Genomic DNA, 19,506 nt, shown 5'->3' with positions numbered 1-19,506 from the left:
GAGGATTTTGCGAGAATAATTGTACTTCTGCAGCTATTTATGGCCACTAACCTAGCAAACCACGCAAACTTCGAGCCACTCGTTTCATTGCTGTAGCTGTCTGAGCACGGTGATCTCGACGCGGCGGTTCTTCTGCCTGCCATCGGCGGTTGTGTTGTCGGCGGCAGGGCGGGTGTCGGCATAGCCAGCGTATTGAAAATGCTGCGGATCGAGCTTCTCCTTATCCAGGAAGAAACGCAGCACGGACAAGGCCCTGGCGCCGGATAGCTCCCAGTTATCCTTGAACTTGGAGACGCGGACAATCGGCTGATTATCGGTATGCCCCTCGATGCTGATCACCGTGTCCAGTTGCTTGAACAGGCTGGCCAGCTTGGCCATCGTCTTGGCGGAGCCTTCCTTCAGATCTGCTTTGCCGGTATCGAACAGAAATCTGTCGCTCAAGGTAATCGAGATGCCTTTGGGCAGATCGGAGACATGGATTTGATCCTGCAGCTGGTTATCCTTCACATAGTCTTCAATTCGCGCCATCAGATCCTGAAGCTCTTCTTCCTGCTTGCGAAAGGCTAATTCCCGCTCGCTTAACGGCTTCGAGTCATCTGAGTCATCCGGGTTCTTCTGCCCAGCCTTGTCTGCCGATCCAGCGGAGCCAGTATCCGGTGCGGACGGATCTTTACCCGAATTCAAGCCCTGCGATCCATCGAGAATGCCGCTTCCGCCGCTCATGATCGAATTTCCACTGCTGAACGTATGCTGGAGGGATTGAGTGACTTGCTCATATTTTTCCACATCCAGACGGCTCATGCCATACATGATTACAAAAAAGATCAGCAGCAAGGTGATCAGGTCGGCGTATGTAATCATCCAGCGATCCTTGGAATCGCCATTTTGCGGAGTCTTCTTCCAGCTACGGCCCCGTTCATGCTGCCTTTGTCTCATAGCTCGATCTCCTTGAACTCCACTACCGGCTGACTTGGAGCTACAGTTCCTGCAGCGAAGGATTCCAGCTTCCGGCGCACCAGAATCGGATGATCTCCGTTTTGAATGGATACAATCCCTTCGAGCATCATTTCCATCCGGCGGATTTCGTCCTCGCCCCGTGATTTGATCTTCGAAGCGATCGGCAGAAAGAGCAGGTTAGCGCTTGCCACGCCATATAATGTAGCTGTAAAAGCAAGTGCGATTGAAGGTCCTAATGCAGTGGGCTCGGTAAGGCTGCCGAGAACATGGATTAACCCCATTACAGTACCGATGATACCCATTGTAGGTGCGTAGCCACCGGCGGACTCGAATATTTTGGCATAGTCTTCGTATTTCGCATTTGTAGCCTGAAGATCATACTCCATAATCTGTTCCACCATTGCCCGATCAGTACCGTCGACGACAAGCTGAATCCCTTCGCGGAGGAAGGGATCATGGTATTCCGCTGCCTTCTTCTCCAGCGCCAGTACCCCCTCGCGTCTCGCCGTATGGGACATACTGACAATATCATCGATGAGTCCGGATAAATTTGGATTCTTATATGTAAAAGCAAGAGCCAGTGCGCGCGGAACCGTCTTTAGCTTGGCGAGCGGGAAGCTGACCAATACGGCGGCTAACGTCCCACCGAACACGATGCAAGCAGCTGTAAGCTGCATCAGACCACTTAATTCTCCCCCTTCCCAGATGAACCCGCCGACTAATGCGGCAAGGCCAACAATAATACCTATAACCGTTGTGATATCCATTGTTTGTTAACCACTCCTATTCCTACTTTATCGTTTGCATCTATCTCATAAAAAAGATATAATGTACGGGAACATCCATTCCTATTTTACATTTTTAGGGATGGGTTGTTTATAAGTGAATCGCTTCATGATTTACTTCGGATTCAAAGGGGGTTTTTTGAATAACCTCTGATGGAAATTTGTCACAAGCTGTCTAATGATGACCTCTAGTATTTCATTTTAACGATAAAGGTGATGTTGGACAATGAGCGATATTGTCTTTAGTAACAATAAATTTGAAGTCGTCTCCGAATATAAGCTGCAGGGGGATCAACCGAAGGCTGTGGACGAATTGGTCGAAGGCGTCGAAGCGGGCAAGAAGTACCAGACGCTGCTAGGGGCGACGGGCACGGGTAAAACCTTCACCATCGCTAATACCATTGCCAGGCTGAATCGGCCAACTTTGGTGATCGCCCATAACAAGACACTGGCTGCGCAGCTTGCGAGCGAGTTCAAAGAATTTTTTCCTCACAACTCTGTTGATTACTTCGTCAGCTATTACGACTATTATCAGCCGGAAGCGTACATTCCTTCCTCAGATACCTATATTGAAAAAGACTCCAGCATTAATGAAGAAATCGATAAGCTGAGACACTCGGCGACCAGCTCCTTGTTCGAACGGCGGGATGTTGTGATCGTGGCGAGCGTATCCTGCATCTACGGCCTCGGTTCGCCGATGGAATATCGGGATCTGGTGCTATCGCTTCGGGTCGGGATGGATAGACCGCGCAACCAGATTCTGGGCCGGCTTGTCGATATCCAGTACCAGCGGAATGATATTAACTTCGTACGCGGGACTTTTCGTGTGCGTGGAGATGTGCTTGAGATCTTCCCGGCTTCCAAAGGGGAGCATGCGATCCGGGTAGAGTTCTTCGGGGATGAGATCGACCGGATTACTGAAATCGATGTACTGACCGGTGAATTGGTCGGGGAACGGGATCATGTTGCGATTTTTCCGGCTTCTCACTTCGTTACGCAAGAGGAGACGATGAAGGCGGCGCTCGTAAATATCGAGCGTGAACTGGAGGAGCGGCTGGAGCATTTCCGTTCCGAGGGCAAGCTGCTGGAAGCTCAGCGGCTGGAGCAGCGGACCCGTTATGACATCGAGATGATGAAGGAGGTTGGCTTCTGTTCGGGGATTGAGAACTATTCTGGACCGCTGACCTTCCGTGAACGGGGGGCAACTCCTTATACGCTGATGGATTATTTTCCTGATGATATGCTGATCGTGATCGACGAGTCCCACGTGACTCTCCCGCAGATTCGGGCGATGTACAACGGGGACCAGGCGCGCAAGAATGTGCTGGTGGATCACGGCTTCCGCTTGCCATCAGCGCTGGATAACCGACCGCTCAGGTTCGAGGAATTCGAGGAGAAGGCGGGGCAGATGATCTTTGTCTCGGCAACGCCGGGGCCCTATGAGCTGGAGCATTGCAATAGGATGACAGAGCAGATTATCCGTCCGACAGGCCTGCTTGATCCAGTGATCGAGGTGCGTCCGACCAAGGGGCAGATCGATGATCTGATCGGTGAGATCCACGACCGGATCGATAAGGATGAGCGGGTGCTGGTGACGACCTTGACCAAGAAGATGTCTGAGGACCTTACGGATTATCTAAAAGAGGTCGGAATCAAGGTGCGCTATCTCCATTCTGATATTAAGACATTGGAGCGGATGAGCATCCTACGTGATCTGCGGCTCGGTACCTTCCATGTATTGATCGGGATCAATCTGCTGCGGGAAGGTCTTGACCTGCCGGAGGTTTCGCTGGTGGCGATCCTCGATGCGGATAAGGAAGGCTTCCTGCGTTCCGAGCGTTCGCTGATTCAGACGATCGGCCGGGCGGCGCGGAACTCGGATGGCCGCGTACTGATGTACGGCGATCATATTACGGACTCAATGGACCGTGCGATTAAGGAAACCGAGCGCCGGCGCATGATCCAGATCGCATATAATGAGAAGCATGGCATTACGCCGCAGACCATTCGCAAGAAGGTCAGAGATGTAATTGAAGCGACCAAGGTAGCGGAGAGCAAGACGGATTATCTGGCCGATGCCAAGGGCAAGATGTCCAAGCGCGACCGCGAGTCGGTCATCAAGCGGCTTGAGGTTGAAATGAAGGAAGCAGCCAAGAATTTGCAATTTGAACGGGCTGCTGAACTGCGCGATGTGATTCTGGAGCTTAAGGCGGAATAAAAGCAGTGAATATACAGAAGGTTCAAGGAGATGAAACCTATTGGCTATTGAGAACATTGTAATCAAAGGCGCACGGGCACATAATCTGAAGAATATCGATATTACGATTCCGCGCGATCGCTTCGTTGTGCTGACCGGACTTAGCGGTTCAGGCAAGTCTTCTCTGGCATTCGACACGATCTATGCCGAAGGACAGCGCCGTTATGTTGAATCGCTGTCCGCCTATGCCCGGCAGTTCCTCGGACAGATGGAGAAGCCGGATGTGGATTCCATCGAGGGGCTGTCGCCAGCCATCTCGATCGATCAGAAGACAACCAGCCGTAACCCGCGTTCCACAGTCGGAACGGTGACGGAGATTTATGACTACCTGCGTCTGCTATTTGCCCGCGTTGGACATCCGCATTGTCCAGAGCATGGGATTGAGATTACTTCGCAGACTGTCGAACAGATGGTCGATCGGATTATGCAGTATCCAGAGCGGACCCGCTTGCAGATTCTTGCTCCGGTGGTGTCGGGCAAGAAGGGTGAGCATAAGAGTCTGTTCAACGAGATTTCCAAGCAGGGCTTCGTCCGTGTCCGTGTTGACGGCGAACAGCGCGACTTATCCGAGACGATTGAGCTAGAGAAGAACAAGAAGCACTCGATTGAGGTCATCGTGGACCGGATTGTAGTCAAGGAGGATGTGCGGAGCAGGCTTGCCGATTCGATCGAGACGGCGCTCAAAATGTCAGGCGGACAAATCCTCGTCGATATTATCGGTCAGGAGGAGCTGCGCTTCAGCTCTACTTTTGCCTGCCCGATTTGTGGCTTTAGTATGGAAGAGCTGTCACCGCGGATGTTCTCTTTTAACAGTCCGTTCGGGGCTTGTCCGGAATGCGATGGCCTCGGGATGAAGATGATCATCGACCCGGATTTGCTGGTCCCGGATCGTTCCAAGAGTATCGAAGATGGGGCCTTTGAGGCCTGGGCTGGCGGAACTTCGAACTATTACCCGCAGTTTCTGCGTTCGGTATGTGAGCATTTCGATATTCCGATGGATGTGCCGGTGTCGGAGCTGACGAAGGATCAGATGGACAAGCTGCTCTATGGGACAGGCGATATTAAGGTTCGCTTCCGTTATGAGAATGATTTTGGCATGAGCAAGGACGCGATGGTGACCTTCGAAGGGATTATTCCGAATCTGGAACGGCGTTACCGTGATACGGCCTCGGAGGGCATCCGCGAATTTATCGAGGGCTTCATGGGCTCGAAGCCATGCGGAACCTGTAAGGGACATCGCTTGAAGAAAGAGAGTCTGGCTGTAACGATCAATGATCAGAATATGGCCTATGTGACTTCATTGTCGATTGGCGAGGCGAGAAAATTCTTCGATGGCCTGCAATTGAGCGAGAAGGAGTTCGCTATCGCCCGTCTGATCCTCAAGGAGATCAACAGCCGTCTAGGCTTCCTGGTCAATGTGGGGCTGGATTACTTGACGATGAGCCGCGCCGCAGGCACGCTATCCGGTGGGGAGGCACAGCGGATTCGGCTAGCCACTCAGATCGGGTCAAGCCTGATGGGTGTGCTCTATATTCTCGATGAACCGAGTATCGGCTTGCATCAGCGGGATAATGACCGTTTGATTTCCACACTGGCCCATATGCGTGATATCGGGAATACGCTGATCGTTGTCGAGCATGATGAGGATACGATGCTGGCGGCGGATTATATTATTGATATCGGACCGGGCGCAGGGATTCATGGCGGAGAGGTGATCTCGCAAGGCACGCCGGAGGAAGTGATGAATGATCCGAAATCGCTGACCGGGCAATATTTGAGCGGTAAGAGGTTCATTGCTGTTCCGGCCGAGAGACGCAAGCCGAATGGGCGCTGGCTTGAAGTGAAGGGTGCGAAGGAGAATAATCTCAAAAATATCAATGTGAAGTTCCCGATCGGTGTCTTCACGGTGGTGACAGGTGTATCCGGCTCAGGCAAATCGACCTTGGTCAATGAGATCCTGTATAAAACCTTGGCCCGTGATCTGAACAGGGCGAGGGTGAGACCAGGCGAATATCGTGAGATCAAAGGCCTTGAGCATGTCGATAAGGTCGTGGATATCGACCAGTCGCCAATCGGTCGTACGCCGCGCTCCAACCCGGCAACCTATACGGGGGTATTCGACGATATTCGCGATCTGTATGCGCAGACGAATGAGGCGAAGATCCGCGGCTATAAGAAGGGGCGCTTCAGCTTCAATATCAAGGGCGGCCGCTGTGAGGCTTGCCGTGGCGACGGGATCATTAAGATTGAGATGCACTTCCTGCCTGATGTCTACGTACCTTGTGAAATCTGCAAGGGCAAGCGTTATAACCGGGAGACGCTGGAAGTGAAATATAAGAACAAGAGTATTGCCGATGTACTGGAAATGACCGTCGAGGATGCGACGGAGTTCTTCCAGAACATTCCGAAGATTCATCGCAAGCTGCAGACACTGATGGATGTGGGATTGGGCTATATCAATCTGGGACAGCCAGCGACGACTTTGTCCGGTGGGGAAGCGCAGCGGGTGAAGCTGGCGTCCGAGTTGTATCGCCGTAGTACGGGCAAAACGATCTATATCCTCGATGAGCCGACGACAGGGCTTCATGTCGATGATATCGATCGCTTGCTCAAGGTGCTGCATCGTCTGGTGGATTCTGGCGAGACGGTTCTGGTCATCGAGCATAATCTCGATGTGATCAAGACCGCCGACTATCTGATCGATCTTGGCCCAGAAGGCGGCGATGGCGGTGGTACCGTCATTGCTACCGGCGCGCCGGAGGATATCGTCAAGGTAGAGGAATCCTATACTGGCCGATATCTTGGCCCGGTACTTAAACGCGATACCGAGCGAACCAAGGAATTGATTGCAGCTACCGCTGAATAGAGTTTTGGTGATTTGAAGCCTGCTGAGAGGAGGAAGAGCTCTCGGCAGGCTTTTTGCTGTGGATAGATAGGGCCGTCAGTCATGGAGAGGTATATCAAGCTGGGGAAGTACGAGTCTTTGGGGGAGGAATGGTGAAAAAACCGGGCAGTTGTTTGGAATCGCTATGTTCTGCGACACGAGATCTCTAAAAAGCCTGCAAATATGCAGGCTTTAACAAAGTAAATGGCCTGTTTTGGGAAGATTCCTGCAGAAATGCAGGCTTTTCCGCTAAATATCGTCAAATCGGGCTAATTCCAGGGGAAAGCCTGCATAATCGCAGGAATTTTCAATTTCGGCTTATTTTCTGGATAAAAGCCTGCATTTTAGCAGGGATTTTTGCCCGAAGAGCAGATGTCAATTAGATTTTGCACAATACAAGGATGGAAGTGGAGGTTTACAAGCCTGTTTCGCAGGAAAATTTAACATTTTTTTGACTTTTCTCTTGCATCCGGCGGGGGAGGAAGATAACATATAAGAAGATGGAAAAAAGCGAATTAAGATCAGAGGGGGGTACGCTATGTTACTCGCTGCTGCGGGGGAGACAACATCGACCTTTAACGGTTTTGATATTTTCATGATATTGTTTACGGTTATTATTCTGATCGGGGTAATCCGCGTGTTAAGGGAGCGTCCGAAGAAGAACAAATTCGCGATTGGGTTTGGCATCATCAGCTTGCTTGTCTTCCTGGCATCTGATGCGATTATGATCAAGGCTTGGTTCAGTTAACTTACATACAAGGCAGAACATGATGACTATAAAGTGAGAAGAAGCAGGGGACCGGAAAGGGGCTCTTGCTTCTTTTTTTGGAGTGGTGTTGGAGTTGTGGATATGTCGCGGGGAATCTGACGATGATGATGCTATTATGGTGTTGAACAGGTAAACTGGCATGGATTGTTGCTAGAGTCTGGCGACAATGTCTGTTAAAATAATAAGGTTATAGGAATCTCAAATTTAAAGAACATCATCGAAGTATAAATAATGCGATGAATCAGCAGGATTCATGCGGGAGGATATATATGAGCAAGCTAGGGATCACAAGACAGGATGTGGAGCTGCTGGCGCCGGCTGGTGACTGGGATTGTATGCGGTCAGCGGTGGCGAACGGGGCGGATGCGGTTTATTTTGGAGTAGAGAAGTTCAATGCCCGCGCTCGGGCGAATAATTTCCGGATGGACGAGCTGCCGGAGATTATGGCGTTTCTGCATAGCTATGGAGTGAAGGGGTTCTTAACCTTTAATATTCTGGTGTTCGAGGACGAGTTGGCGGATGCTCATGAACTGATTGAGGCGTGTATCGAAGCCGGGGTAGATGCGGTCATTGTCCAGGATTTGGGCTTGGTCAAAATGATTCGCGAGCTGTCGCCGGATTTTCCGATTCATGGCTCGACGCAGATGACGATGACATCGCCGGAAGCGGTGGAGTTCACGAAGCCTTGGGATATGGAGCGGGTCGTGCTCGGCCGGGAGAACAATCTGAAGCAGATTCAGAAAATCGGCGAGCAGGCGAAGCTGCCGATGGAGGTGTTCGTTCACGGGGCGCTCTGTGTCTCGTATTCCGGACAGTGTCTAACCTCGGAGATGTGGGGTGGGCGCTCGGCGAACCGCGGGGAGTGTGCGCAGGCTTGCCGTCTGCCTTACGACCTGATTGTAGATGGGGTTCAGAAGCCGATGGGGGATGTCGCTTATTTGCTCTCGCCTAAAGATTTGGCGGCCATCGATTTGATGCCAGAGCTGATCGAAGCGGGGGTCACTTCCTTTAAAATTGAGGGGCGTATGAAGAGTCCTGAATATGTAGCGAATGTGGTGAGCAAGTATCGGAAGGCGATTGATCGGTATTTTGACGGGGATAACAGCGCTCCGTCCAAGGAAGAGATGCGCGAGCTGCAGCAGAGCTTCTCGCGGGGCTTCACGCATGGCTTCCTGGAGGGGACGAATAATAAGAAGCTAGTAGACGGGACTTTTCCGAAAAGCCGCGGGGTGTATCTGGGACGCGTCGAGCAGATCCTGCGCGACGGGGTAGTCTGCCGACTGGAGGCTCCGCTGAAGCGGGGGGACGGTATTGTCTTTGATGCGGGCGACCCGACGAAGAAGGAAGAGGGCGGACGTGTCTATGATTTGCGCCGGAAGGGCGTGAAGATCGAGGGCGAAGCCGGGGAGAGCTGGATCGTCGATATTGTGCCGGGGCGGCATGATATCGATCTGCGCCGCGTCCATGTCGGAGACCGGATCTGGAAGACGAATGATCCGGCGCTGGACAAGCGGCTACGCCAGACGTTCGAGACGGACAAGCCTTACCGGGTATTCCCGGTTCATGTCCGTGTCGTAGGCGTAGCTGGCGAGCCGCTCAAGACCTTCTGGACAGATGTACAGAAGGGAGTGACGGTGCAGGTCGACTCCGAGCTGCTGCTCGAAGTCGCCCAGAAACGGCCGATGGACCAGGCGCTCCTGGAGGAGCAACTGGGCCGACTCGGCGGCACGCTGTTCCAGCTCGAGCGGCTGGAGACGGAGCTGCAAGGCGACGTCATCCTGCCGATCCGCGAGCTGAACAGCGTTCGCCGGCGCGCAGCGGAGCTGCTAGCCGGCGAACGGCCGAAGCCGCCCGTGTACGTGACACGGGCGGCCGGGGCGGACGCCGCCCAGCGTGGCGCTGGCGGCGGCTATCGCGGCCCCGCGCACGGCGAGGGGCCGCATGGCGCGGGCGCTGCGGCTGCGGCTAGGCCGCAGCGCCGCGCGGTGGCTCGCGGTGAAGCGGAGCTCACCGCGTTGTGCCGCAGCCTGCCACAGGTGCAGGCTGCGCTCGAGGCCGGCGTCGATATGATCTACGCCGACTTCGAGTTCATCAAGCAGTTCCCGGCAGCGGTGGATGCCGTTCGGGCCGCGGGCAAGCGCATTGCGCTGGCGACGCCGCGCATCCATATGCCAGGCGAGAACGGCTATCATAACAACATCCTGCGTCTGCAGCCGGACGCAGTTCTCGTACGCAACACCGGTGCGCTCTATTATTACTTGCGCCACCGGCAGGAGAACCCGGCTGCGTTTCACCCGCAGCTAATCGGCGATTTCTCGCTCAATATCGCCAATCACAAAGCGGTGGAGCTGTTCCTCGAAGCAGGCTGTGACCTAGTAACGCCATCCTATGACTTGAATATCCAGCAGATGGTTGATCTGCTCGGCGCGTGCAGGACCGATCAGCTGGAGATCGTCATTCATCAGCATTTGCCGATGTACCATACGGAGCACTGCGTATACTGCACCTTCCTTAGTGAAGGCACGAACTATACGAACTGCGGTCGTCCTTGCGAGGAGCATCGCGCTTCACTGCAGGACCGGATCGGCATGTCTCACCCTGTCCGTGTCGATGAGGGCTGCCGCAATACAGTCTATAATGCGATCGAGCAATCCGGTGCGGAATATTTGAGCCATTTCCTTGAGCTGGGTGTGTCCAGATATCGCGTCGAGTTCCTGGAAGAGACACCGGAGGAAGTACATGAGGTGATCGATCTGTACACCCGTGCGCTTCGCGGCGAGATCAGCGGTACGCAAGTATGGCGCACGCTAAAAGCAACGAATCAGCTCGGCGTAACCCGCGGACAACTAGTTAAATAAAGGCCGTACAGGCTCAATCCCCCCCACTGGGATCTCAGTGGGGGTATTTCATTTGAAGCATTTCGATTTCCGCGACCATATCCTCATATAGATTACAGATCTGAGCGAAGCATTCCTTCGTGATCATTCCTGCCTCTGTAGTAATTTGGTTCCTTTCTCTGCAGCAATGAGAATCAGATTCTGAATCATGGCGGGCCCTCGGTCGTTTATCTATGGAATGCGACAGATCCGACCTGTCGGGAGCTGGTGATTCTGATCGAGAGATTTGAACAGGACCCATGTTGCAGACTTATTCGCGTCGGCTTCGATCTTCGTAACGTCTATTAAGCTTGCGTGGCGCGAGAGACATGGTCGGTCAGGGCTCTCTACTGATCTAGCGGTCAAAAATGTCCGTTAGAGCCTGAAAACAACCACTACGCTCCTCTAACGGACACTTTTGACCCTTAGGATCATAAAATGCCATTTTTGGCGGCTATTTCCTTTGTAGTGGACATTTATGTCCGTTACAAGGGCGGGGTGCCACAGAATCAACGCTAACGGACATTTATGTCCGTGTCTAAAGTGATCCGGACAGAACAGGGGGATGTTCCCATTTGGGGCACGCAAAAGAGGCGTCTTTCAAGTAGGAAGATCGACTTGAAAGACAGCCCCTGCTTGGTTTCTTTTATGGCATGAAGTATTTGGCAGGAAGACGGTTGTTTTTCCGCCGTGGACAGACAAATATCAATTATGTACACTGTGTGAAAACAAGGCTAAAACCTGCGATAATCGTTGTCTATCAGTCATCAAGGTAAAATTTATGTGATATAATGAAAGCGTAGCCAAACTAGTAGCTTTCTTCATCGGCTAGCCTATTTTTGTAGGAGGGTGAATGTGATGTTGGAAGGATTCCTCGAGATGCAAACGTTGGTGACAAAGGCTAATGGACGTATTGAGGCCGACGGCGATCAGCAGTACCACAAGATTGAGTACGGGGTCGAGCGCCATCTTCATACTCCGGAACCGTGGAGCCGCGGCGTCCGACATGAGGAAGATTCTCAGCGCTTCACGATTCGCAAATTCTGGATCTAATCAGTGATAATACGTTGGCCAGTTACATTCAAACCGCTGCTTCCAGTGACAGGAAAATATGTCATTGGGGGTGGCTTTTTTTATCTGTATTTGTGGTTATCTGTGATATAATGGCAACATGTAGAAGTTAGAGGAAAGGAAGATAGGGATAGATGAAGATTCGGAAAGCGATCATACCTGCAGCGGGTCTGGGAACGAGATTCCTCCCGGTCACCAAAGCGATGCCGAAGGAAATGCTGCCGATTGTGGACAAGCCTACGATCCAGTATATTGTGGAAGAAGCGGTAGCGTCCGGGATTGAGGATATTATCATTGTTACCGGTAAGGGCAAACGGGCTATCGAGGATCACTTCGATAATTCCTTCGAACTGGAATATAACTTAAGCGAGAAGAAGAAATGGGATCTGCTTGAGGAAGTGCGCAAGTCCTCGGAAATGGCGGATATCCACTATATTCGGCAAAAAGAGCCGAAGGGACTGGGACATGCGATCTGGTGCGCCCGTAAATTTATCGGCGATGAGCCGTTCGCTGTGCTACTCGGTGATGACATCGTTGAATCTGAGGTTCCATGCTTGAAGCAGATGATGGACGTATACAATTATGAGCGTGCCTCTGTAGTCGGCGTTCAGCCGGTTCCTTGGGAGGAAGTATCGAGATATGGGGTTGTGGATGCTTCGGCGTTACGAGACCGTGTCTATCTGGCGAAGCAATTAGTGGAGAAGCCGGCTGCAGATCTGGCGCCTTCCAATCTGGCGATCATGGGGAGATACATATTAACTCCGAAGATCTTTGATATTCTCGGCGAGCAGCAGGTCGGGGTGAACGGAGAAATTCAGTTGACGGATGCGATCTCCCGGCTGGGCGAGCTTGAGCGGATCGTTGCCTATGATTTCGAAGGAACCCGCCATGATGTCGGTGAGAAGCTCGGCTTTATCAAGACGACCTTGCATTATGCTCTGGAGAATCAGGAGCTGCGCGAGGATTTACTAGCTTATATGCAGAGTGTATTAGAAGATAAGAAAATCGGCCTCTCTTAGGAGAGACCGATTTTCTTATTATCATATTGGTTTATTTGAAGTTCAGTGTGGCTAATTGATCGATTTGCTCCTTTAGAGAAGGGTCGATCTGAATTAATTGATCATAGACCGCCTGATCGTTCTGCCCTGATTGCTGCAATGCAGCCAGATACCAACGGGCTATTTCCTGATTGGTCGGCTCGGTGAGATCTTCCTTGATACCTGCTTTGAGAATTTGAGCCGCTGCCTCAGGCTGCCCGAGCATGAACTGCATTTTCCCGGCATTGAGCGCCATCGTCTGCGTGACCTCGAATGGATTCCCTTGCATTTGCCCTTCAGGCAATGTCTTAAGATGCTCCACTCCATCCACTACATGCTGGTATGCGCTGACCCCATTATGGAAGTATTTATCCTTAAGAGCGATGTTCTGCTCACCTAAGGCCTGGTAACCCAATTCAAAGGATTGAGCAATCAACTCCTCATACCAGCTCATATCCCAAGCATAACGATCTGCATTGTCCTTGAGCACGCCATAGGCTTTATCCGTCTCGCCCTTCAGCTTGTAGAGGGTAATGAGTTTGGCGTACATATTTTTGTCGAAAGGCTCTTTGTGCAGAGCATTGGTAAGAAGATTGTACTCTTCATTATAGAAGGTTTCATCCGTCGTCTGCTCGTATCCGGCCTGAAGCAGGGTACTCATGCTAAGAACGGCATTCGGATGACCGCTACGCTTCTTCAAAGCGTCGTCAAGCGGTGCCTTGATCTCTTGATAATCATTGCTGCTGGACATTAAAGTCTGCCCTTTGACGATGGCATTGTTAGCCTGGATATAGCGAATGGACATAAAGATCAGAACGATAGAGCCAAGCACCAAGACGGTGCTGTATACCCCGCGCCACGCCGAGGCCTTCACCTTCACCCGTGTTGCAGAGTGGGTATCCATGGCTGCGGCCATACCACCCAGACCGATGAATACGAGCATACCGATGAACACATAGCTCATATTGAAGTCCATCAGACTGTGAATCAGAATCGAGAATACTATAATAAAATAAATGAAGTACGAATCACGATTCTGCTCTTCCGAGCGAATATACCCACGGATATATTTATAGAAAATAAAGCACAAAAACCCTAGCATAATGATGAAGCCCAGGATTCCGACTTCTACTAAATACTGCATGATGAAGCTGTGAGCTTGACGGCTGGTGTACGGGTTATTCTGGTACTTCTCGTAAATGGAAGCCCAAGAACCGCCGCCTGCTCCGATCACTGGATAATCCTTGAGCACCTTGACAGCATCTTTGTAGAAGGTGAAGCGTTCCAATACACTGTGCTGCTGCAAGTTGATATTTTCCAGACGTTCGCCAATATTGCCCGGGAGAACATGCTTGAGATTCGTTCCCAGGAATAGAGCGGCGATAATCGCAACGGCTACGACTGAGCCGACAGGCAGCCATAGGTTGCCGAGCTTTTTCGCAGCCCATTTGTCAGTTGCTCTCTCCAGAGATGGCGCGACAAAACGCTGGATCAAGCAGGCTACAACGGCGATGATGACGGAGGCTGCAAGGACGTAGAGCCATCCTTTGGCTGGGTCATTGATCTGACCGTTATGGAACTGCTGCCCCAGATCAGTCACCGGCTTAGCGATCAGCAGGGTTCCCAACCCGGCGATGATGCAGTACAGAATCCACAAGAGCTGCTTGGCCGGCTTCAGGAACAGAAGCAGTATGACGAATACGACCGGCAGGAAGACGAGCCCCCCGCGTGACAGGGTGAGCAGAATCGACAGAGCCATCGGCACGAGCATGAAAGCGTGAATGGCCTGAACCCACCATCTCTTCGACCGCGTAATGGCGAATATAGCAACGAACAGAAAAGCCATCAGGAACGCAGCGTATGTATTCGGATACTGGAACACCGAGGCCAGCCGTGGACCGTTGGCATCGATCCAGATCGCCTGATTGTACTGACCATCAATCACGGTTGGCGTGAACCAGCCGACAATTGCAGACACCGTTCTGCCTTGACCGAGCCAGTTGAACAGACCGAACATAACAATGATGTAAGCGACAGTGATGATCGAAGTCTCGATCGTCGCATTCGCCTGTTTGTTTTGCAATAAATACAGCGCGATAACGAACATGAATGCATAGAGACATTGAATCAGTACCGCATTTATCGCAAAATACTGAGAAGCCGCCGAGATCAGCGCAAGCATATACGTAATCGGGATGAGCAGCACCAAGGCCGCCGTCCAATCCCTCTGATCCTCTAACTTCATCGTTTTAAAATAGGAACAGACCCCTACGATCATCAGCAAGCTGCCGATCAGAACGGCCCAAAGAATCGGTTTCTCAAAATTAAGCACAAGTCCATTAAACAATCCGGCCTGGAAAGGGGACCACACCAGAAACAGAATCAAACCAACCAACAACACCCAAACCGCCGCAGACAAATTTCCCCCTTTTCTCGACTGCGAGGCCTTTTTCCCGTATACTGGATTCGACACGTATTTATCTCCTTTGCTAGTAGATACGTTAGTATTTTAGCATATGATGGGGATGTAAGTATAATCTACTACATTTTTTATATTTAATTTAAATTCACAAGTAGATTTGAAATAAATTGGTGAATGTTGGATTCAATAAGGGGTATCTAAATGAACTTTAAAAAAGTAATTCTTATCGTTTTAGGATTAATTTTATTATTTCTTACTTTTAACATGTTTACTGTATATCAACGAGAAAATTCAGTGTTGGTTTTTCAGTTTGAAGTTAAATCTGATCTTTTAGATGACTATCAACTTTTTTATTCTACTAAAGAGGATGAAGAGTGGTCAGAGGAAAACTCGATTCATCAGACCTATGATAAACCTGGGATTTGGCAAACTATAAAATATGTAGTTCCTAAGAATATATATTCCATAAGAACGGATTTGGGTAACCACGAGGCAATAATTGGTGTTAAAAATGTTCGTTTAATCGGAACTTCTAATGTAGATGTTTCTCTTGGAGATGCTATTAATCTAAAAAATCAATTGGAGATTATAGAACAGCAGGATAATAATCTTACTATAAAAGCTTTAGATAAAGACCCGTTTTTAACATTAGACATTAAGTCACTTCTTGATACAGCTATAAATAGTTCAGATATCACCAGTAAAGTTAAGGCTGCCTTATTAAGCTTGTTAACCACATTGGTATGCTTATATATTGTTAATTCAACTAAAGATATATGCAAGTATATGAGAGAAATTTATAGAGGGAGAAGTATAATTTTCAATTTAGCGAGGAATGATTTCAAGACCAAATATGCTTCTTCTTATTTGGGGATAGTATGGGGGTTTATACAACCCTTACTTACAATAGTAACTTATTGGTTTGTTTTTCAGGTTGGGTTAAGAAGTGGAAATGTATCAGATGTTCCATTTATTCTATGGTTTATTGTAGCAATAATTCCGTGGTTTTTCTTTTCAGAGGCGTTAACTGGAGCAACAAATGTATATTCAGAGTACAGCTATCTTGTAAAAAAGGTAGTGTTTAAAATTGAATTGCTGCCAGTAGTGAAAATAGTTTCTGCTTTATTTGTACATCTATTTTTCATTATATTTATTTTTGCTATGTATATTGGATATGGATATTATCCTGATTTCTATAATGTTCAGTTAATTTATTATTTGCTTTGTACCATTGCACTGGCTTTTTCGGTATCGTTATTGACATCAACCTTTGTATTATTTTTCAAAGACTTAAACCAGATTATTATAATAGTGCTTCAAATAGGCTTTTGGTTTACTCCAATAGGTTGGCCACCTACTATGTTATCTAATTCTTGGGTTAAAATTTTTAAGCTGAATCCTATGTTTTATATTGTAGAGGGTTATAGAGATACATTTATTAGAAATGTACCTTTTATAGATCACCCCTATTATACAATTTATTTTTGGCTATTTTGTGTAACTGCCTTTGTTATCGGGGTTAATAGCTTTAAAAAGCTGAAACCACATTTTGCGGATGTGATATAAGTAGTAAAGGTGGAGTAGAATTTGGATGGAATAATTGAAATTAAAAATGTTGTGAAAACTTACAAATTGTACGATAAACCTTTGGAGCGATTAAAAGAAGCACTGTCTTTTACTCATAAAATATACCATAAGGAATTTAAAGCTTTAAATGGGATTTCCCTCAAGGTAAACAAAGGCGATGCAATTGGTATTTTAGGAAAAAACGGATCGGGAAAATCGACATTATTAAAGCTTATAACTGGCGTCTTGTCTCCTACAAGTGGAACAATAGAGGTTCGAGGGAAGATATCTGCAATATTAGAACTTGGTGCTGGTTTTAATCCCGAATATAGTGGTAAAGAGAATATTTATTTAAATGGTCTGATGATGGGTTATACACGAGAAGAAATAGATCAGAGAATGAACGATATCATTTCATTTGCTGATATTGGTGACTTTATTGAGCAGCCAGTTAAGATTTATTCAAGCGGAATGTTTGCTAGACTAGCATTTGCAGTTTCTATCAATGTTGAGCCCGATATATTAATAGTTGATGAAGCTTTAGCTGTAGGTGATGTTAGATTTCAAACAAAATGTATAGATAAAATGAAAGAATTAAAAAGTCAGGGAACTACGATTCTTTTTGTATCGCACGCAACTGAGCAAGTGAAGAGATTCTGTAATAATGCCATATGGCTTAAAGATGGGGTAATACAAGCGACAGGAGAATCATCTGAAATAGTTGATTTGTACGAGGACTTCATGAAATACAGTACGGAATATAAATCAGGCAAAGAGACTCAACTAGAGCAAAGTGTGCTTGAAAGCCCGCAGATTGATTTTGTGAAACCAGATGACCCTACTATTCTAGCTTCGATTACAAATGTAAAACTAAACAAGGAGAGGTTTAAAACATTTGATGAGTTAATAGTTGAAGTTGAATACGAAGTCTATGAAGATATTATAGATGATTTGTTATTAGGTGTAGCAATTTACACTCCTGATCGGGAATATATTTTTGGCCCTAACACACATTTAGAGAAAATTGATATTCCAAATACACTTGGGAGACATAAAGTACAATATATAATACCTAGTCTGCCCTTACTAGGTGGTACGTTTTGTATCGATGTAGGAATATTTAATAATGAAGGGATAGTATGCCTAAGTTATAAAGAGAGTGCTAAAGAGTTTGTTATCACTAATAAATATATTTCAGAAGGACTGGTATACATGAAACATAGATGGGAAGTGATACAATGACCAAGATAGATGCTTCTTTCGATCAATTTCAAAGATATAACAATGTAAAAAGAATTATCGATAATTTACGTATGGGGAATGAAACGTTCCATATATTGGAGGTAGGGGCGAATGAACACCGTAATTTAGAAAAATTCTTACCTCTTGATAACATAACCTATCTAGATATTCAACTGCCAGAGGAATTACTTAATGACCCGAAGTATATTCTTGGTGACGCTACAAAAATGGATTTTCCAGATAATTATTACGACGTAATTGTTGCGCTGGATGTCTTTGAGCATATTCCCGAACAAAAAAGAAATCAATTTATAGATGAGTTATACCGCGTCAGTTCTCAACTTTGTGTGATTACTGCGCCATTTTACTCTTCACAAACAGTGGCTGCGGAATCAAGAGTAAATACAGTTTACAAAAGTTTATTTAATAAGAACTTTATCTGGCTTGAGGAACATATGGATAATGGCCTTCCAAATAAAGATATTCTGAAGTCTTACCTTTCCTCAAAAAATATAAAATATAAGATATTTGGTCATGGAGACATTAGCATATGGGAAAGGTTAATGTCTATTCATTTTTTTGCAGCGAAGAATCCTGGATTGGCATCGTATCGCCAAGAAATCGATAAGTTCTATAATTCTCAATTATTTGATAATGATTATACGGAAGATTCTTATCGACAAATTGTTATTATTGAAAAGTCAAGAAAATGCCCTAGATTAGAAATATCGGATAGTAAAATATCTGAAAGTGTACTTGAAAAGCTCAATATATTGGAAAAAATATTTTACAATTTACTTTCTATGGTAAACAGGAACGATAAAGAAAACGGTAATGATAAAGTCCAAATTTTTGTTGATACAGGAAGAGGATTTAATGAGCCACAGAGTGAAAGCTATCAGTATAATGATGAAGAATCGTCCATGCATATTGCAACGAGTCTTGTAAATTATGAGAATGTCCAGGCGATTAGAATTGATCCTTCAAATTATCATGGGTTATACAAAATTGAAATTTTAAAATTAAATAATGTTAATAAGGAAAAAGTAACCCAATATCAGATATCTGGTAATTATAGTTTTGAAGACTCCAGCATTTTTATGTTTGAGAAGAATGACCCGAACATTGTATTAAGTATAAATGGGAAGGTTAACGTATCAGAGCTTGAGATAACAGTTTCTAAATTATCTATGAGTGAAATTGCTTATCGTTTTGTAAATATATTGTCAAATAAAGAGAATGAGATTAATTCGATAAACACCAAATATAGTGAACAACTTGCGGAAAATATTTCAATAAAGAATGAAATAGAAAATAATAGACTTTTAACAGAGAACCTAGAAACAGAAAGGCAAGAACTAATTGATAAGTTATTGTCTAAAGAGAAAGAGCTTAATGAGGTGATTTATAATATTAAAAATGAAAATAATGAATTGAATAAAAAGCTAACACTTAAGGAAAAAGAGCTTATTGAAAGTCTTTCGAAAGAAAATCACTTACAAATCTCTACTGATAAAGTCAGAAATGAAAATATCGAATTAAACAATAGAATATGTGCGATGGAAGAGGAACTAAAAGGAATATACGAATCAAAGGCGTGGGCTTTAATTGTTAAGTTAAGAAAAATTTTGGGTAAGTAA

The 19,506-nt window shown here is 47.2% G+C and carries 12 protein-coding genes; 9 read left to right on the top strand and 3 right to left on the bottom strand.

Going from position 1 to position 19,506, the window contains the following annotated elements; translation table 11 throughout:
• Positions 1-84: 84 nt before the first annotated feature.
• Entirely contained in the window at positions 85-936 is an 852-nt protein-coding gene (locus tag BFJ94_RS16795) for a flagellar motor protein MotB (protein WP_120463689.1), read from the bottom strand.
• Positions 933-1,724 carry a flagellar motor protein gene (locus BFJ94_RS16790; protein ID WP_120463688.1) on the bottom strand — a complete coding sequence of 264 codons (792 nt, stop codon included), beginning with the start codon at positions 1,722-1,724 and terminating at the stop codon, positions 933-935. Before BFJ94_RS16790 ends, BFJ94_RS16795 begins: the two co-directional genes overlap by 4 nt.
• 244 nt (positions 1,725-1,968) lie before the next feature.
• Between BFJ94_RS16790 and uvrB the strand changes: the two genes are divergently transcribed.
• From uvrB to galU, 6 genes are all read left to right on the top strand, one after another.
• Positions 1,969-3,960: an excinuclease ABC subunit UvrB gene (gene uvrB, locus BFJ94_RS16785; protein WP_120463687.1), complete on the top strand. Its 1,992-nt coding sequence runs from the start codon at positions 1,969-1,971 to the stop codon at positions 3,958-3,960.
• A gap of 40 nt (positions 3,961-4,000) precedes the next feature.
• The gene (gene uvrA, locus BFJ94_RS16780) at positions 4,001-6,865 is read left to right on the top strand and encodes an excinuclease ABC subunit UvrA (protein WP_120463686.1); all 2,865 of its coding nucleotides are present in this window, start codon (positions 4,001-4,003) and stop codon (positions 6,863-6,865) included.
• Positions 6,866-7,421: 556 nt separating this feature from the next.
• Complete coding sequence (locus BFJ94_RS16775; protein WP_120463685.1) at positions 7,422-7,631, top strand: DUF2759 family protein; 210 nt, start codon at positions 7,422-7,424, stop codon at positions 7,629-7,631.
• Between the two features lie 290 nt (positions 7,632-7,921).
• The gene (locus tag BFJ94_RS16770) at positions 7,922-10,510 is read left to right on the top strand and encodes a U32 family peptidase (RefSeq protein ID WP_120463684.1); all 2,589 of its coding nucleotides are present in this window, start codon (positions 7,922-7,924) and stop codon (positions 10,508-10,510) included.
• An 876-nt stretch (positions 10,511-11,386) separates the two neighbouring features.
• A complete protein-coding gene (locus BFJ94_RS16765; RefSeq protein ID WP_229717109.1) occupies positions 11,387-11,581 on the top strand; it encodes a hypothetical protein in 195 nt (64 codons plus the stop codon).
• Between the two features lie 152 nt (positions 11,582-11,733).
• Positions 11,734-12,618 carry a UTP--glucose-1-phosphate uridylyltransferase GalU gene (galU, locus tag BFJ94_RS16760; RefSeq protein ID WP_120463682.1) on the top strand — a complete coding sequence of 295 codons (885 nt, stop codon included), beginning with the start codon at positions 11,734-11,736 and terminating at the stop codon, positions 12,616-12,618.
• A 31-nt stretch (positions 12,619-12,649) separates the two neighbouring features.
• On the opposite strand, the gene BFJ94_RS16755 is transcribed toward galU, so the two are convergent.
• Positions 12,650-15,109, bottom strand: coding sequence for an O-antigen ligase family protein (locus tag BFJ94_RS16755; RefSeq protein WP_120463681.1), 2,460 nt, complete (start codon positions 15,107-15,109; stop codon positions 12,650-12,652).
• Positions 15,110-15,259: 150 nt separating this feature from the next.
• Here BFJ94_RS16755 and BFJ94_RS16750 point away from each other — a divergent pair, with 150 nt between their 5' ends.
• The 3 genes from BFJ94_RS16750 to BFJ94_RS16740 are packed head-to-tail and all read left to right on the top strand — an operon-like array spanning position 15,260 to position 19,506.
• Complete coding sequence (locus BFJ94_RS16750) at positions 15,260-16,624, top strand: ABC transporter permease (protein ID WP_120463680.1); 1,365 nt, start codon at positions 15,260-15,262, stop codon at positions 16,622-16,624.
• 21 nt (positions 16,625-16,645) lie between these two features.
• Positions 16,646-17,866, top strand: a complete 1,221-nt coding sequence (locus tag BFJ94_RS16745; protein ID WP_120463679.1) for an ABC transporter ATP-binding protein — start codon at positions 16,646-16,648, stop codon at positions 17,864-17,866.
• Positions 17,863-19,506: a class I SAM-dependent methyltransferase gene (locus tag BFJ94_RS16740; RefSeq protein ID WP_162944310.1), complete on the top strand. Its 1,644-nt coding sequence runs from the start codon at positions 17,863-17,865 to the stop codon at positions 19,504-19,506. The genes BFJ94_RS16745 and BFJ94_RS16740 overlap by 4 nt, the downstream gene beginning before the upstream one ends.

It is taken from the genome of Paenibacillus aceti, from assembly GCF_003614185.1.
Taxonomy (GTDB): Bacteria; Bacillota; Bacilli; order Paenibacillales; family Paenibacillaceae; genus Fontibacillus; species Fontibacillus aceti.
This window is presented reverse-complemented; position numbering and strand designations above follow the sequence as displayed.

Bases quoted from the DNA above. Each gene is read 5' to 3' on its own strand.
- BFJ94_RS16795 (WP_120463689.1), bottom strand. From the start codon at position 936: ATGAGACAAAGGCAGCATGAACGGGGCCGTAGCTGGAAGAAGACTCCG.
- BFJ94_RS16790 (WP_120463688.1), bottom strand. From the start codon at position 1,724: ATGGATATCACAACGGTTATAGGTATTATTGTTGGCCTTGCCGCATTA.
- uvrB (WP_120463687.1), top strand. From the start codon at position 1,969: ATGAGCGATATTGTCTTTAGTAACAATAAATTTGAAGTCGTCTCCGAA.
- BFJ94_RS16775 (WP_120463685.1), top strand. From the start codon at position 7,422: ATGTTACTCGCTGCTGCGGGGGAGACAACATCGACCTTTAACGGTTTT.
- BFJ94_RS16770 (WP_120463684.1), top strand. From the start codon at position 7,922: ATGAGCAAGCTAGGGATCACAAGACAGGATGTGGAGCTGCTGGCGCCG.
- BFJ94_RS16765 (WP_229717109.1), top strand. From the start codon at position 11,387: ATGTTGGAAGGATTCCTCGAGATGCAAACGTTGGTGACAAAGGCTAAT.
- galU (WP_120463682.1), top strand. From the start codon at position 11,734: ATGAAGATTCGGAAAGCGATCATACCTGCAGCGGGTCTGGGAACGAGA.
- BFJ94_RS16750 (WP_120463680.1), top strand. From the start codon at position 15,260: ATGAACTTTAAAAAAGTAATTCTTATCGTTTTAGGATTAATTTTATTA.
- BFJ94_RS16740 (WP_162944310.1), top strand. From the start codon at position 17,863: ATGACCAAGATAGATGCTTCTTTCGATCAATTTCAAAGATATAACAAT.